Annotated in this window: 10 protein-coding genes; 2 read left to right on the top strand and 8 right to left on the bottom strand. The window is 49.4% G+C overall.

Features of this window, described 5'->3' with window-relative positions:
* Positions 1 to 14: 14 nt before the first annotated feature.
* The 8 genes from AC2YIT_RS16185 to AC2YIT_RS16150 all read right to left on the bottom strand — a co-directional run bounded on the left by AC2YIT_RS16185 (position 15) and on the right by AC2YIT_RS16150 (position 12,610).
* The gene (locus tag AC2YIT_RS16185; RefSeq protein ID WP_487279826.1) at positions 15 to 1,628 is read right to left on the bottom strand and encodes a RagB/SusD family nutrient uptake outer membrane protein; all 1,614 of its coding nucleotides are present in this window, start codon (positions 1,626 to 1,628) and stop codon (positions 15 to 17) included.
* Between the two features lie 19 nt (positions 1,629 to 1,647).
* Complete coding sequence (locus AC2YIT_RS16180) at positions 1,648 to 4,992, bottom strand: TonB-dependent receptor (protein ID WP_487279825.1); 3,345 nt, start codon at positions 4,990 to 4,992, stop codon at positions 1,648 to 1,650.
* A 247-nt stretch (positions 4,993 to 5,239) separates the two neighbouring features.
* The gene (locus tag AC2YIT_RS16175) at positions 5,240 to 6,334 is read right to left on the bottom strand and encodes a FecR family protein (protein ID WP_487279824.1); all 1,095 of its coding nucleotides are present in this window, start codon (positions 6,332 to 6,334) and stop codon (positions 5,240 to 5,242) included.
* A 136-nt stretch (positions 6,335 to 6,470) separates the two neighbouring features.
* Entirely contained in the window at positions 6,471 to 7,115 is a 645-nt protein-coding gene (locus AC2YIT_RS16170) for an RNA polymerase sigma factor (RefSeq protein WP_430848615.1), read from the bottom strand.
* Positions 7,116 to 7,211: 96 nt separating this feature from the next.
* Positions 7,212 to 8,420 (bottom strand): porin family protein, encoded by a 1,209-nt coding sequence (locus tag AC2YIT_RS16165; protein WP_430848613.1) that lies wholly within the window; start codon positions 8,418 to 8,420, stop codon positions 7,212 to 7,214.
* 1 nt (position 8,421) lies between these two features.
* Positions 8,422 to 9,000, bottom strand: a complete 579-nt coding sequence (locus tag AC2YIT_RS16160) for an RNA polymerase sigma factor (RefSeq protein ID WP_430849202.1) — start codon at positions 8,998 to 9,000, stop codon at positions 8,422 to 8,424.
* 58 nt (positions 9,001 to 9,058) lie between these two features.
* The gene (locus tag AC2YIT_RS16155) at positions 9,059 to 9,559 is read right to left on the bottom strand and encodes a hypothetical protein (protein ID WP_430848611.1); all 501 of its coding nucleotides are present in this window, start codon (positions 9,557 to 9,559) and stop codon (positions 9,059 to 9,061) included.
* 612 nt (positions 9,560 to 10,171) lie between these two features.
* Complete coding sequence (locus AC2YIT_RS16150) at positions 10,172 to 12,610, bottom strand: right-handed parallel beta-helix repeat-containing protein (protein WP_430848609.1); 2,439 nt, start codon at positions 12,608 to 12,610, stop codon at positions 10,172 to 10,174.
* Positions 12,611 to 13,116: 506 nt separating this feature from the next.
* On the opposite strand from AC2YIT_RS16150, the gene AC2YIT_RS16145 reads away from it, so the two are divergent.
* Both AC2YIT_RS16145 and AC2YIT_RS16140 read left to right on the top strand, forming a co-directional pair.
* Complete coding sequence (locus AC2YIT_RS16145; RefSeq protein WP_487279823.1) at positions 13,117 to 13,497, top strand: nuclear transport factor 2 family protein; 381 nt, start codon at positions 13,117 to 13,119, stop codon at positions 13,495 to 13,497.
* A gap of 151 nt (positions 13,498 to 13,648) precedes the next feature.
* Positions 13,649 to 15,391, top strand: a complete 1,743-nt coding sequence (locus AC2YIT_RS16140) for a serine hydrolase domain-containing protein (RefSeq protein WP_487279822.1) — start codon at positions 13,649 to 13,651, stop codon at positions 15,389 to 15,391.
* The last annotated feature ends 880 nt before the right edge of the window (positions 15,392 to 16,271 follow it).

Raw genomic sequence — 16,271 nt, 5'->3', positions numbered from 1 at the left:
ATGGCCGCCAGTCGTTACCAGCCGCTGTTTTGTGTCAGTTTGGGGTTTTTCTCGATCTCGCGCTGTGGAATGGGCATGAAATACATCTTATCCTGAAAAACATAGGGAATGCCGTCCACCGGTTTGGGATTATAGGTATAAGTGCCGTTGGCATTTTTGGTTATGTACATCGCATGGAATTGCTTGCCATTCAGCACCTGCTCCGCGATTTTCCATCGCCTGAGGTCCCAGTAGCGTTTGCCTTCGAAGCTTAGCTCTATATACCTTTCGTGGCGGATCTTCTCGCGCATTTGTACTTTGGAAAGGCCGGCCGGTAACTGGTATGGGACCAGGCCTGCCCGTTGGCGTACGGCTTCTACCGCTGCATACACAGAGGCGTCGGGCGCGTTCAGCACTTCATTTTGTGCTTCGGCGTAGTTTAAAAGCACCTCTGCATAGCGCAGTTCGATCCAGTTCTGGTCGCTGCCTGCGCCGCCATAATAGTCTTTGTTGGCTTCATTCATGCCTTTCCGGATCAGGTAACCCGTAATGGTCGCGTAGGGCAGGTTAATGCCGTCGATCGGCGCGCCCTCGTACATGTAAATGGTCGCCCCGAAAAACGTGGCACCATTGTAAAGCACGGTCGCGTCGAATCGGGGATCACGGTTTTTATAAGGGTTCGCCGGATCGTAGCCGGAGCCCGGCTCGTTGATTGCTTTTCCGTTTTTCATCTCAAATGCGTCTACAAATTCCTGCACCGGGCTGCGGTTCACGGCGTCCTGTTTGGATTGCGAATCGGGCTGGCCCCAGGAGTCCCAGCCGTGCTCGCGGAATGGCTTCTGAAATTGTACACTGAAAATCTCTTCCTCATTGTTCTTGTCGAGCATAATGTTCCGGAAATTACCGTGCAGCTTGTAGTTGCCGGCCTCCATTACCTCCTTATTGATCTTCGCGGCCTTCTGCCACCGTGCCACGTCACCCGCCGGATTGTATAATGTACTGGCCCAATAGGTGAGCACGCGGCCCAGAAATGCCTTCGCCGAATGCTTGTTAGCCTTGCCCACGTCGATGGCCCGGCTTCCGTGCGTTTCGGGCAATAGTGTAATGGCTTCTTCCAATTCTTTCACCACGAAATCGAAGCTCTCGTCGGTAGTCTGCCTTGCTACGAAAAGGTCGTCGTCAAGCCCTTGCGGCTCGGTAATGACGGGCACGCCGCCGTAGCGCTTGATCATATTGAAATAGAGCATTGCCCGAAGGAATTTTACCTGTCCTTTGAAGCTCGTTTTCTGTTCCTCGTCGATATTCGCTGCGTCGATTTTGTCCAGAAACATATTTGTCTTCCGCACCGGCCCGTAGGCCCAGTATTCCATCGGGTTATTGTCCGGGAACCATTGGCCCTGCACCACATTGCGCGGGCCGCCGCCCCAGTAGCAGCGCGATTCGTCGGTGATGTTGTCATACAGGTTGCGCTCGAACGCCGGCACGTCGAGGTACATATTGTTGACAAACAGCTGGATCAGCGCCGGATCCCGGAAGATATTCTCCTCGGGGATGGAGTTGGTTGCCTGGCGTTCCAGGAAATCTTTATTGCAGCCAGTGGTCATAAGGATTGTAACAACCAGCAGTGTTTTGGCAAATGTTTTGGTCATGACTGTAAACATTAACTGATTAAAAAGTAAGGTTCAGGCCCAGGTTCAGCGTGCGCTGCTGTGGATAATAGGTACCGGTGGTGTTCTCGATCTCGGGGTCGAACATCTTCATTTTCGACCATACGAACAGGTTGGCTCCCGAGAAATAAACCCGCACATTACCCAGGCCGATCCGTTTGACCAGGTCAGAGGGCAGCGTGTACCCCAAATCGATCGACCTCAGCCGGATATAGCTTGAATTGCGCAGGTACAGGCTGGAAGTCAGGGAATTGTTGGGATTGGGTCCTTCCCAGGGCCTCGGATACAATGCGTCGGGGTTCTCTGGCGACCAGTGATCCAGCAAGTCCACATAGGTGTTGCGCGACCCGCCCTGGAAGAAGTCCCGGGCAGCGCCGTAAAGTACCTGCCTCACACGTCCCGCCGCTTGGAAAAGCACATTCAGGTCGAAACCTTTCAGCGAGCCGCCGAACGACAATCCGCCGATCACTTTCGGGATATTGTTGTCCATTGAAATGATGGTCAGATCGTTCGCGTCGACTTTCTGGTCGCCGTTGATGTCAGCGTATTTGACGTCGCCGGCTTTTTGTCCGCCGTTAAATTGCGGCAGATATGCGGCCACTTCCTCGTCGGTCTGGAAAAATCCCAACGCCTTATAACCGGTAATGAACCCCAGCGGGCGGCCGGTTTGCAGCAGGTAATCGGGCGTATTGGCCGGTTCATCGAGCGTAATCACCTTGTTCTGCGAGAAGCTTCCGTTCAGTTTGACGAAATATTTCAATGCCTGAAAGCTGTTCTGGTGGCTCAGCATGAACTCGATGCCTTTGTTATCCACTTTGGCGTAGTTCTCAGCCGGCAGTTGTGCACCCAGCGTGCCCGGTATCGAGCGGATGCGCGTACGCAGGATGTTGGAAGTTCTTTTGTAAAAAACATCGATTTCGAATTGCAATTTCCCTTTCCACAAGGAACCTTCCAGGCCGAGATCGGTAACGGCTGCAGTTTCCCAGGTAACATTCGGATTCGGCAGAATGCCCGGGGTAATGCTGGAAAGCCCTTCCGTGCCGGAAACGATGGTACCCGACGGATTGTAAACCTGTGAATACTGGAAGGTGGGGTTACGGAGCAAATAACCCGTGTACACATTGCGATCGTTGCCGACTACACCGTACGAAGCGCGAAGCTTCAAATTGTCCACAAATGCAAGTCCTGACGCGTTTTTCAGGAAAGGTTCTTCGATAATGCGCCAGCCGGCGGAGACGGCCGGAAAGAAACCGAACCGCTTGGACGCGGGAAACGCCACAGAACCATCCCTTCTGAACGAGGCTTCGAACAGGTAACGCTGCTGGAAGCTGTAATTGACCCGTGCGATCGCCCCGCGCCGTCCGTCGGTAAACGATCCGCCGTTCGCATCTTTCTGACTCTCGCCGCCATACAGGAATTCGTCGAGTCCCTGCGCCGGAAAATTGGTACGGAAGCCGTAAAAGTTATTGCCTTTGGCATCGAGCTGCTCGAAGAGAAGCAAGCCGCCCACCTCGTGCGGCCCGAAACTGCGTGAATAGTTGAGCGAGGCATTGAGCGTGGTCGTATTATACTCGCTGAAAGACTGCGTCAATGCAGTTTTGCCATTCCAGCCGCCATAAGGATAGATTTCCAGCGTGTTACCGTCCGAATCCTGGCGGTTCATGAAAATCGGGACATTATAATGCTTGTTATTGGAATACTCGCGCCCGAACGACGCACGGCCCGTCACGGAAAGTCCTTTTACGAAAGGCAGATCATGCTTAACGGTCAGTGTCGCCTGCAAAATGTTGTTCCGCATGCGGTTATAGCCGGTTTTGATCTCTTCCACCGGGTGTTGTTCACGGGTGTAGAAAATGGTCCCGTCGGGATTGTAGGCTTTGTCGAGCGGATAGGCAGCCACAATGTCGTCGAAAATTGATTCGGGTGAATAGCCGCTTTGATTGGTATTACGATTGCTGGCGTCGATGTCGGCCGATATGGTGAGGTTTTTGTTGATTTTCGCGTCCACGTTGGTGCGGATGGAGTACCGCTGGAAGTTAATGCGGTCGTACATCCCGTCCTGATCGAGGTAGCCCAGTGAGAGGAAGTAGCGGATCGCGTCGGACCCGCCGCTTACGCTGAGGTTCTGCTGAGTCTGGAAGGATTGTTTTTTCAGCGTATTGCCGTACCAGTCATATTCGGGCAGTACGCCTGTGCGGATGTCTTCCAGCTCCTGCTCGGAGTATTGAATAGGTTTGCCGAGATTGCGCACTGCCTTGTTTTTGGTAACCGCATACTCATAGGCGTTCATTACCCGCGGATATTGAGTCGGCTGCTGGATGCCTGCAAAGCCGTTGTAATTGAATGTAGGCTTGCCCGTTGCGCCGCGCCGGGTGGTGACCAGGATTACGCCGTTGGCCGCCCTTGAACCATAAACCGCCGTCGCGGAAGCGTCTTTCAGGATGGAAATGCTTTCGACTTCGTTCGGGTCGATCTGGTCAAAAGTGCGGATAATGCCGTCGACGACGATCAATGCGCTGTTGTCGCCAAACGTGCTCGCCCCGCGGATGGAAATAGAAGAGCCTGCACCCGGCTTTCCATTGCCATTCACGGCAATGAGCCCCGGTAGCCGACCGACGAGCGAATTGGTGATATTGGTGGCAGGCGTTTTAAGCAATTCTTTGCCTTCCACGGAAGCGACCGAGCCGGTGAGGTTCACCTTTTTTTGCGTTCCGTAGCCTACCACCACTACTTCCTGCAGAGCTTTCAGGTCGTCCTTTAGCACTATATTCATTGTGCTGTGGTTGCCGACGGGCATTTCCTGGCTAAGGTAACCCACGTAAGAGAAGATGATCGTATGCTCGCCGTCGGGAACGCTGACTTCGAAATTCCCGTAGGAATCGGTCAGGGAGCCACGCTGGGTACCTTTTACCACAATGCTTACACCGGGTAGGGCAGCGCCTTTTTCATCTTTGACAGAGCCCCGGATGCTTCGGTCGATCGGGCGTTGCTGCTCTTCAGGCTGCTGAACGGCAGGTTTTGGGTCGGCGATAATGCTAAGAACAAGCTGATTACCCGAGACCTCATAGCCGATACCCAATGGTTTGAAAAGGGTTTCAAGAACCGTACTGAGCGTCTCATTCTGAACATGCAATGTGACCTTGCGCTCGGCGGGGATCACCTGCGGGCTGTACATGAAACGTACGGCGGCCTGTCGGCTGATCTGCCGTAGCGCGGCACTTACTTTTTGATCGTCCAGGTCCAGTGAAATCCGACGGTTCAATAATTCCTGGGCGCGGCTATCATTGGCTACGACCAGTGAGGTGCACAGGATAGACAGGATCAGCTGATATATTGATATGCGCATGATTTGGAATAAAATCCTGATCGGTTTCGTATTAATTTTCATAGATTTGTATGTATGCTTTTTTGAAAAAATGAGATACAAAAGTTCCCTGCTCCGGTTTTGACGAACCGGATTACTGGCAGCAATCAGAGGGGGAATCAGGACAAGCCGGGGATGTTACAGCATCGTCGGCTTGTTTGTTGATGATCAGGGCGGATGAGTGAGTGGGATCATGAATGTGGGTTAAGGGTCTGGAAATAGTTGGTATTTATTTGCAAGAACTTCCATGGATGATGATCTGCCCGTCGATGATTTCGTAGCGTGCCTGAATAGCCTTACATATCATCGCCAGCTTCTCGAACAGCGGTTCCTGGCCGAGTTCGGCGGTCAACTGGCAGCCAGCCAGCAGGTCGGCATCGTAAATAATCTGGACTTCATATTGCTTTTGCAGCGATTCGAAAACCCTGGCAACCGGTGCATTTTCGAAAGCCAGGTTGGCGGCATTCGGTTGCCCGACCGGCAGCGGATTGCCGATGAGCGACCGTTTCAATTTTTGCTCGTCACGATGGTAGACTACCTGCTGATTGGGCAAAAGGACGAGTTGGTTTTTTTCAGGCTCCCGGGCTTCGTTGTGTGCCGTGGCTACGGTCACCTTTCCTGTTTTTACCATCACCCGTACATCTTTATCCCCATCGAATGCCTTGATCGTAAAGCTGGTACCCAAAACAGTCGTGACGATATCATTCGTGTAGACTTTAAAAGGGCTCTGCGGATTTTTAGTTACTTCAAAAAATGCCTCGCCATTGAGCAGCACCTCGCGTTCGGCCTTGACAAATACCGCCGGATAGCTGAGCTTGCTTTTGGAGGAAAGCCGGATGGAACTACCATCGGGCAGGGAAACTGATTTTGTACGGGCGTTGTCATTGACAATTTCTATCCATTTGTCGGTTTTACGCGTCTCGGCAAGGGCATGTGCGGTTCGCCTGCTTGTGTGCGTGCCCAGGGGATTGCCGAAAATAAAAAACAAGGTGGCAATGCAGACCAATGCACCTGTACCTAACAATACGGGTCGGAGCCAGCGCCGGGCCGGTTGGGTGTATCCGGGAGATTGAGTGGCCGATTTTCTTGTTGCTGAGAGTCGCCGCAGTTCTATTTCCAGTTCCTCGTCACTCAGGTAGTTCTGTGCGTAGTGAATTTCTGAAATTAAGCTTTTGGCCGTTGAAACAATACCGGCGCGCTCGGGGTTGTTGCGCAGCCAGTTTTCCCAAAAGGCATTATCGGCCGGCTGCTGGCGAAGCACCCATCTGCAAAAAGCCTCGTCGGCCAGGAAATTCTTGATGTCGTATTGAGCGTATTCCTGCATTTTCCGGTTTTGGTAAACTATCTGCATTGAAATAGTACGTCCCGGGAAGCCGATACTCTTTTTATGATAAAAATTTTAGAAATAATTTAATTTAAATCAGGTGATAGGTGATTTGTTGTGTTCAAAACCTTGATTGTTAAGAATGTAAGTCCGGTGTCGGAGAAGAGAGAAATAGAAAGATAATTTGGGGAATTATCTTCGAGAACGAAGGCAAGTCATTTTTAAGCTGATTGATCGCCCGGTAGATGAAGTTGGCTACCGTCTGCTTTTCGATATCCATTACTTTGGCGATTTCTTCGTTCGATAATCCTTCATAAAATTTCAGAAAGATCACTTCCTGCTGGCGTCTTGGAAGGCGGTTGATCGCAGCACGGATCTCGCGCTCATTCTGCGACATGGATTCAGAGCTGATTAGCATTGTTTCCACCGTGAGGTTGTCGGTGAAAATATCGCTGCTGGCAGCAATATCGACCGAATCGTCAAGGCGCGTATTCACTTTCAGCTTTCTCAGAAGATTGTTCCGCAATGCTGAAATCAGGTAAACCGTGACGTACGAAGTGTCGGCGAGGCGGCCTCTGCGATACCAGAGTTCCAGAAACAGATCCTGGATACAATCCTTGATCAGCTCGGTATCTTTGGTGAACCTGGTCGCGTAGTTGAAAAGGAGCCGGTATCTGCGTTTAGCCAGCTCGTCGAACGCCTGCTCGTCATTTTCGCGGAAACGGTTCCACAGATCAGCCAGTTGCGGCTCATCTATGGGAATAGGCGTTGATTTCTTCATCTGCGATTTCGTTGAAGCTCCTTTCAACCGAAGTTCGCGGGAGGGCTTTTCTACTGTCTGCCCGAGTGGCAGGATGTTAGATTGTCCGAATGGCCATCACCGTCTGAACGGGGCGGTTAGCCGCAGATGAATGCCCACCGTGGTAAGTTGTAGTCGCTCAGCGGTGCTCGCGCCCAGCGGATATTTGACATAAGGTTCCACTTCGATGGCCGTGTTCTGCCATTGATAGCTGATTCCCAGCCCGAAGTACAGCGGACTGCCAAAGGCCCATGTGCGTTTTTTGTCATTTTCGGTAACCGAGCTCAGCTCTTCAATGGTTTGAGTGGAAACCAGCACCGGCCCACCAGCGGTTTCTGCGAAGGTGGTGATCGTACGCCGGTTTTTGTAAAGGTAATCGGTCTGTTGCCCGAGGCTGCTTTGTAAAGCGATCCCTCCTGCCGCAGTGAGTCCCAGGTTTTTGAGAGTTTTTAACTTATACTGGATTTGTAAAGGAACTTCCAGGTTCATCCAATGATAACGGGCGCGCTGTAATTGTGCCGACCCTTCGGAGACAGTCAGACGTTCCGGTTCTTCGACATTCAATGACTGCTTACTTCCCGAAATGCCGGTTAACAATGCCAATTTGCCCGACAAGGGCACCAGCAATGCACCGCCTAAGCCATAGTTGAGCTCCGGCTCAGTATGTGCGGCCCGGTTCGATTGCTGCGAAATGGCGACACCCCAGCGAATGGTCCGGACCGTTTCCGGCGTTATGTGCATTTGCTGCTGTTGGAGGGAAATATGCAGCGTGCTAAAATGGGTAAGTGGCGATGTAAAGGGCCGCGAGGACAGTAAGTCAGGCGTGATATTGCCGCGCACAGTCTCGTGCCCAGTTGCCGGGGGAGGATACTCCGGGAGTTGGTTGCCCCTTTTTGCCCGGAAGTTGCCCAACTCAGCAGCCGGGTTTTCTTGTTCAGAATGCACTTTCTTTGACTTAACTGCGCCAGCTTGTTTTGATGGACGGGGGGCGTTGATATCGTTGGACAGAGGTTTTGGGGCCTCAGTTATGTCCGGGCCATTCGCCCGGTGCTGTACAACGGAATATTTCGTCCGAATGCTGCGGTCGGTAACGCGGTTCAGCAGTAAGGCCGTACCAAAGATTACCAGCAAGGCCGCTGCGGTCAGCCAATAGAATATAGTCCGTCTTTTACCTTTTTTTTCAGCACGAAACGCTTCAAAATGTTCCCAGGCCTCTGGCTGATAAGGTTCGGTATGGTCGCGAAGCTGGCCGAGCATTCGCTTGCCTACGGGTTCCTGATCCGACATCTTAATGGCTACCGTTTTGAATGGTGATCATTTTTCGCAGGCACTCCTTGGCCCTGGCAAGGTACACCCTCGAAGACGAAGTGGAGATATCCAGCATTTTTCCGATTTCTTCGTGGCTGTAACCTTCCACCTCGTAAAGGTTGAAGACGACTTTCCAAACCGGCGGGAGTTTGTCGAGCAAGCGCAGGATTTCTTCCACTGACTGCCCATCGCCGACTTCTTCAGCAACCATGTAGCTTTCATGGTAGGCATCCAGGCTCGTCGAAAGGTAATTTTTGCGTTCCTTTCTGAAATAGTCGATGGCCGTACGTACGACGAGTGCCCGCATCCATGCTTTAAAGGAATGCAGACCTGCCAGCTGCCGGGGCAACTGTTCGAATATTTTAAGAAAAGAATCGTTGACGGCCTCCTGGGCGGCAGCGTGGCTGGGAAGATATCGGATGCTTATGCCCATTGCCAAACCGAAAAAATGCCTGAACACCCATTGCTGGGCTTTGGGGTCCCGTTTAGCGCAGCGCTCAATCCAATGTATTTCATTTGCTGTACAATCAGATAGCCATTCCACAATGAGAGATAACATCGCAAGCCCCGGATGCGCCGGGGCCAGCAGGGATAATGTGATTGAAAAGAACGCGGTGTTACTTTGGATTGGAAGTACTTCCGTTGGGATCAACCACCTTATCTTGCTTTTTGGAACCATTAGCTACGTGCACGATGACCTCGGACGCATTGGCCGTAGTTCCAAACAACTTTTGCAAATCCATTTCAAGCGTATAATTGTGCAAAGCGGTATCCTGGGCGCCATCGGGTGTGTTGTATGCAACCACAAGCCGGGCTTGCATCGGGTAGGAGAGCATCAGTGAGCCATCCCAAACGATTTTGTAATTTTCGATACCGCCGCCGCCCGTCACATCGATCTTCAACGTGTTGCCTTCCCGGGTCACTTTTGTGATTTCGAACGGCGTACCATCGAAGGTTTCCCGTCCTGCCATCAGTTTACTATACTCGGCACCATTGGTTTGCACCAACAGCCCCTCATCCGGGTTAGGCGAAATGTTGTTTTCCCGGTTGCAGGAAAACGAAACGGCCAGAATAGCCAGGTAGAGGAACGCGAGGCACTTTGAAAGATTTGTTTTCATTTCGCTAACAGATTAAGTTGTTTTTACCCAAGTCGTAAAAACGGATTGAAACGCTACCGTCCCGAGCTATAAAAGATTATTATTAAGAAAAAGATAGGACGGAAAAGGTTGGAGCTATGGCGACAGCTGGCATTCAAAACAACTATCAATAACGTAAAACTCATCTTTTGACTTCCGCCAGCCGGCTCGCGGCTGTGTTCTGGGCTTTACATTAAACTGAACATCTGCCAAATCATCATGACGAGGTTGAGAATGATGAAAAATTTGACCAGTGCAGTGGGTTTGGATAATGAAAAAGGAACCCGCAGAAGGCAGATGATTGCTAACGCATTTACAACAATGTACAACGCAGTGAGAACACGGGCGTTTCTTAGGAATGGCGGATAGTTCGATAGATATAACTGCCTGGTCGTCTCAAAACTGTTCCCGTTGACCAAGGCCGCTTTGAACCACAAGAAGAAGCTTAGCAGCACACACGAACTGAGAAGTATCCCAGCTGCCATCAATACTTTTTTGCTGATTGATTCCTTCATCGCCTTGTGGTTATTTCGTGGGCAATGCCCGCGTCCGCGCTGGACAAGGGCGAAGCGTTAGAATGCACACGATGGCCGGCTATTCTTTTACAAATTTTTGTGTGGCTCCATCGATAGCCAGAAAGTAAATGCCGGCAGGCAGCGTCTCTATGCTAATCGGTTCGCTGTCCTGACCGTCACCTTGCAGGCAGGTTGTACCCGCCGCATTCAGAATCCGATACCCGAATGGGGCGGCCGACCGGACCCGGATAGCATTACCGGCTGGATTAGGATATAGCGTCGCAAGGCTTCTTTTGTTCTCCACGACTATCATTCGCGACAGCGCGAAGGTACCGTCCCAGTCCACCTGCTTCAACCGGTAATAGTTAACGCCCGGTGCAGGAGCATTGTCCATGAAGCGGTAAGACGAAATAATGTACGCATCGCCGCCGCCAGGAACATGCTCCCCGATCGGGGCGAACGTTTTGCCATCGGTACTACGCTGCACTTCGAAATAGGCATTGTTGTGCTCTAAAGCCGTTTCCCATTGCAATAGGTTATAGGTTTCCAATGCGGCCCCTTTGAACGAAACCAACTCCACAGGCAAGGCATGTTCCTCCGTGGAAGCGGCGAAAATCGTGAAATGATCGAGCGACGCTTCGAGATAGAAGCCATAGTTGTCGTGTCCGTATTCGCCACTGGTTGTAGCCGACTTGCTTACAGTTCCCGCTTTCGTGCCTCCGTAGTTTGCCAGTGAACAGCCACTCCCACCTTCGCGATAGGAAAGCAGGAAATCGGCAGGTGTAAAATTCCCGGCGGTGGCGAGGTTGTATTGCGCGAGTTCCTCGTCGGTAAAATAAAAGCGGATGGTGTACGATGATGGCAATTTGGCCGTACCATAGCGACTGCTGCGAACGTTAAACGTCCTTCCGAGCAATGTGGCCGAGTTATAGGAGATCGTATCGGGTGCATCGCTGATATCCACATATACATTACCCAGGTTCATACCATTCGGGTTGATAGCCATAATTTTACCGCTATTGGTAAAGTGGTACCATTCGTTTCCTATCACATTGTCGACACCCATGGCATTACACTCTACTGACCCGGCATACACGTCCAGTCCTTCCATTTGTTCATATGCGCCCACATCGCGTGTGAGGTTATACACCGGATTGCCCAGGATATCGTCCGTGGGTGCGCCTGCCGAAATACCCGCATCTACACAAACCGAATTGTTACTGATTCGCAAGCCGTCATCCGCAGTCCCGTAGGTATTATCGGGGCCATCGGGATCGGCCTCGTTGACGAAAGAAGGATTAATGTATCCCAGATTTCCCGTTCCCGTGTAGTATCCCTCCGCATATTGGATTATCGAATTGTACGATTTGTTGTTGTAGCCACTCAGCGAGGTGAAATTACCATTGGGGGCTGTATTGCCGTAAATAATGGTATTACGCATTTCCAGTTTGCCTTCACCAAATACGTTAATAGCGCTGGCAAGGGTGGTATAGGCCAATTGTACGTTGCCGAAGATCGTACAGTTGTTGACTTTGAGATTCGAATTAAAAGTTAACATCCCGTAACTCCCGATACGATTGCCGTAAAAGACACAATTAGTGAGCTCCGCAGGCTTCGGACCTGTGCAAAAAATGAGGTTAGAATATTCTCCTTCATTTTTGACAACGAAACTTCTACGAATGACAAGCTCCGAATTTATCGCGTAAATGGCCGGTATGCCATATGCTTTGTTGGATTCGATAAGTGATCCGTTGATCTCCAGCCGGACAGCCGAATAAACGTAAATTCCGCCGCCAAAACCCGAGGCAATATTGTATCTTAACACCGATCCGCTGATTGTTAGCGACCCGTTCCCATTGAAAGCCCCGGCACCGTCGGCTGCCTGATTCCGGACAATGCTACAATTCGTGACAGTCAGATTGGAATTACGTATGAAAATGCCGCCACCATAATTATTGTCGAGCAGCTCGCCTTCCAGCAAAGGGGAGCTGCTATCGCCTGCTTTCGCATTACCCGACTGGATGGTAATGCCATCGATAAGTGCATTCGTTTCCTTCACCGAAGTCACTACATGGCGAACATTATCGTCGTAATTGAAAAGGTAAAATGAATAAGGGGGATACTGTGAGACGCCCCACCAATCATTGCCTTCCAGATCACCGCTCAGGATGGTTTTATAGAGGCTTGTGTCCCGGTCGGCCATACCTGGGTTGCCCGTATTTGGAAAGCCGCCGTACAATTTAATGTCCCGCATGTTGAAGGTATAGTCCTGCGGAGTGTTGCAACCAGAACATCCGGCCGGATAGCTATTGGGTTTGTAAGTACCGGCAGCAACGTATACCGCTTCGCCGGTCGCGGCTGCATTGATCATCATCTGCAAATCAGCGGAAGCATTGGCCCATGAAGAGCCGTCTCCATTGCCAGCGGCGGTTGTCCTGACAAACTTGTCGGCATAACCGGGGAAAACGATAAGAATGAGGACTAATAATCTCAGAGAGTGTGCGTAAATGTGTTGCATAGTAGTTGATATTTATTGTGTTTTTGGCGAGCTACCTGTAGGGCTCAGGTCGGCGGTGATATTCTCAAATTCTAACTGTCTGTTGTTTTGGTACACATACGAAATCTACATTTTGTTTCTCATTCAGGATAAGCGAGTCGAATCGTACGATCAAATTGATCCTGTTTCTTCGAAACTACCCATTTTCTCAAGCAAAGCACACAAAATCTCAAGTTTTACTGATAATTATTTTCAACAAGCTGCTATACTTTCGTTTCGTGAACAGCGATGCCGTCCCAAATGAATTTTAGCGGTTTGTTGGCGACATAGAATTGACTGTCCTTTCGGATGGTTATCGCAGAAATCGCGCATGGTGCCACACCTGATGCCGTGAAATAAAGGCTTGAAATTGCTTGACCTACAACGGAATCAATAGTTCGCCGGCGATGGCCCACGCTATTAAATTTATGTTGTTACGATTCAGAATGGCGCAGAAAGTTCAAATAGAGAAATCAAAATATAGCAATATGGAAAAGGCAGAAATCACCAGACAAGATGTTATTGAGGCTGAAAACAAACTGTTTTCGGCTCAACTTGTGAGTAACGTGGATATTCTTGATGAACTGTTATACCAGGACTTAATTGCGGTTGCGCCGACAGGAGAAATCCTGACAAAAAAAATGGATTTAGATTCACATAAAGCAAAAACAATGATTATTGACGACGCTTCCATAATCATTGATGACATTAAAATAATTGGCGATACTGCACTTTCCATCGCTACTATGACGGCGAGGGGAAAAATGATGGGAACGCCATTGGAGGGAAAATTTAGATATTTCAGAGTCTGGAAGCGCTTTCGTGATGGATTGAAGGTGATCGGTGCAAGTTTTATGCAACTAACATAGCATTTACTTAAGCGGCATTTACATTTCATTAACCTTCTTTTGCAGGTCATTAACAGGCGGTAGGATAGAAACATTTTAGCTTTGCGACCCACCGCAGTGGCGGCCACCGCAGTGGTTGAAAATTATAGAAAACATTCCTATCAAAACATCTATGAAAAACCAACGCCTCTTTCTGGTTCTTTTCTTTCTATTGGTTGTATTTCACGTCCAGGCAGATGATCTGGATGACTTTATCAGGAGCCAGATGCAGAAGCGGGGTATTCCCGGTTTGTCGCTGGCTATCATTCAGGACGGTAAAATCTTGAAGGCTCAGGCATATGGATTTATTGATAAGGAGGGGAAGGTGCCTGTCACGACGAATACCTTGTTTCAGGCCGGCTCAATTAGTAAATCGGTTGCGGCTATGGGTGCTCTGTATCTCGTTGAACAGAATAAACTTGTTCTGGATGAAAATGTCAACATACAGCTTAAAAGCTGGAAAGTTCCTGACAATGAATTCACAAACGACAAAAAGGTTACGCTGCGAGGCATACTCAGTCACACTACTGGTCTTACGGTTCACGGATTCCCGGGATACCCTGTGGGAGCGAAAGTCCCTTCGGTAGTTCAGATTCTGGATGGGACAGCGCCAGCCAACACACCACCTGTTCGCGTAGACTTTGTTCCGGGCTCCCGCTGGAGGTACTCTGGTGGCGGTTATACAGTTATGCAACAGCTGATGGTGGATGTGACTGGCACTAAGTTTCCGGAATTCATGAAAAATAATGTGCTTTCGCCATTGGGCATGAAAAATAGCACCTTCCAGCAACCTTTACCTCCCGAACTGGCAAAATTGACAGCAACCGGTCACTACAACAACAGGAATTTAGTGGAAGGTCGCTGGCATATTTATCCTGAAATGGCAGCAGCGGGATTGTGGACTACGCCGTCCGATCTCGCCCGGTTCGCGATTGGTATTCAGAATGCTTATGCAGGGAAATCAGAAAATGTATTATCCCGGTCTATGACCCGCCAAATGCTGACAGATCAGAAAAACAGGGATGGGCTTGGCGTCTTTTTGCAGGGCGATAGTACCACGCTCCGCTTCGGTCACAATGGGCGTGACGAGGGGTTTGATGCGTTATTGACCGCAAGTGTGGATAAAGGACAAGGTATTGTAATCATGATCAATGCGAATGATAACTCGCACATGATGGGCAGAATTGTTGATTTTATCGCTGAATATTACCATTGGGATGGTTTCCCTATAAAGACGGCTAAACCTGCTGCGGTAGATGTGGATTCCAGGGCTTTAAAGGCATTCGAAGGTCGCTATGAATTATTTAATAATCGAATGGTCACTTTTGAGGCCGAAAATAAGCGACTTTTTACGATAGAAGATGATTTTGCAGATGAAGAATTTGTACCCGTCGCTAATAATAAGTTTACATCCACTGATCGCAATGTTTCAGTGATCTTCAATACAGACGCTAAGGGAAATGTGACTGGTTTCACGCTGAAAGACGATGGTCAAAGGTATGAACGAACAGTGCCGCGTATCGGTCCGCTTGCCGATGCCAAAAAAACCAATGTCGATCCTGATCCGTCACGCACACCCAAAATCCTGGCGGCTTTGCAGGCTATGGTAAAAGGCGGGAAAGTATTGGAAGAAGCATCAGGCCTCACTTTGGGAGCCAAACGCGATTTCGCGGGAGGAATGCGGAAACCGGAAACTCTGAAGTCATTGACTTTTATTCATTCAGAGAACGTCGCGGGCCGGGGAATTCAACGCCATGAAAGCCAGGTAAGCGAAATAGTAACCTATCAATTGAAGTCCAATCAGCCGGATACCTTTATACTCGTGCATCTGACCTCCGACGGCTTGGTCACGGATTGCGATCTCGTTAAGAAATAATAGCTATTCGACGGAAATTATGCAGGTGCTCTGTTGGGGGCAATAATCAGGCGTTGTGGTAGCTGATAGGCATGATAGATTTTAATAGGGACTAGATAAATCGTGGATCAAGTTTATGTATAGCCGTAACAAAAAGGCAGCAACCCATCCGCGGTCGTGATATAGAACCACTTTTGCATCAAGGACGATCTCTGAACAACGCAGGATTATAATGCTTCTGAAATTTTGATACAAAAAAGCCCCTCAGTGTAAGCTGAGGGGCTACCGTATCGGCGACGGGACAAATGCCGAACCACTGTTGGTTGATTAAAGCGGTTGTTGAAGTCCGTTTACAAGCTTAACCTCCAAACTCTCATTTTCTGACTCCCCTTGTGAAAGGACGAATGTTGGGATTTTCAATTTTTGTACGATTAGTTTCGCCCACAAATAGATGGGAACATTCGTCGATTAATTTTGGCCTTTCATCGAACAAATACCATTAACTCGTCTAAAATTCTCGGTCTGCAATAGCCTGGCATGTTGCATTCGGATCGGGAATTACTACAATTGTTAAGTTTTCAACCGTTTTGATCAGTTCAAAATACACATCTTCATAAGTAAAAAAGTGCCTGAATTTGAAGGAATTCGATATTTCTACGATTTTTAATACAATTAATTAAAGAAAATATTAGAAATACTTGTTTTGTTCTCGAATAAAAAAGTAATTTGTAACCGAATACAACCTCTATCATACCACATCCTTCCTTAATGAGAATTTCTCTACTTCCTATTGTGATAGTGCCTTGTGCGCTGCCGATTAGTAATTATGGGTGCCAGCGCGCAGGCGTAAATTATTTACCGGTTATCAGATACAATTCAAAAGGGGCATTTATAGCCCGCA

The sequence above is a fragment of the Dyadobacter sp. SRI_021 genome (assembly GCF_057586235.1).
Note: the sequence above shows the minus strand (reverse complement) of the source record. Positions and strands in the feature narration are given on the sequence as shown.

Bases quoted from the DNA above. Each gene is read 5' to 3' on its own strand.
- AC2YIT_RS16185 (WP_487279826.1), bottom strand. From the start codon at position 1,628: ATGACCAAAACATTTGCCAAAACACTGCTGGTTGTTACAATCCTTATG.
- AC2YIT_RS16180 (WP_487279825.1), bottom strand. From the start codon at position 4,992: ATGCGCATATCAATATATCAGCTGATCCTGTCTATCCTGTGCACCTCA.
- AC2YIT_RS16175 (WP_487279824.1), bottom strand. From the start codon at position 6,334: ATGCAGGAATACGCTCAATACGACATCAAGAATTTCCTGGCCGACGAG.
- AC2YIT_RS16170 (WP_430848615.1), bottom strand. From the start codon at position 7,115: ATGAAGAAATCAACGCCTATTCCCATAGATGAGCCGCAACTGGCTGAT.
- AC2YIT_RS16165 (WP_430848613.1), bottom strand. From the start codon at position 8,420: ATGTCGGATCAGGAACCCGTAGGCAAGCGAATGCTCGGCCAGCTTCGC.
- AC2YIT_RS16160 (WP_430849202.1), bottom strand. From the start codon at position 9,000: ATGTTATCTCTCATTGTGGAATGGCTATCTGATTGTACAGCAAATGAA.
- AC2YIT_RS16155 (WP_430848611.1), bottom strand. From the start codon at position 9,559: ATGAAAACAAATCTTTCAAAGTGCCTCGCGTTCCTCTACCTGGCTATT.
- AC2YIT_RS16150 (WP_430848609.1), bottom strand. From the start codon at position 12,610: ATGCAACACATTTACGCACACTCTCTGAGATTATTAGTCCTCATTCTT.
- AC2YIT_RS16145 (WP_487279823.1), top strand. From the start codon at position 13,117: ATGGAAAAGGCAGAAATCACCAGACAAGATGTTATTGAGGCTGAAAAC.
- AC2YIT_RS16140 (WP_487279822.1), top strand. From the start codon at position 13,649: ATGAAAAACCAACGCCTCTTTCTGGTTCTTTTCTTTCTATTGGTTGTA.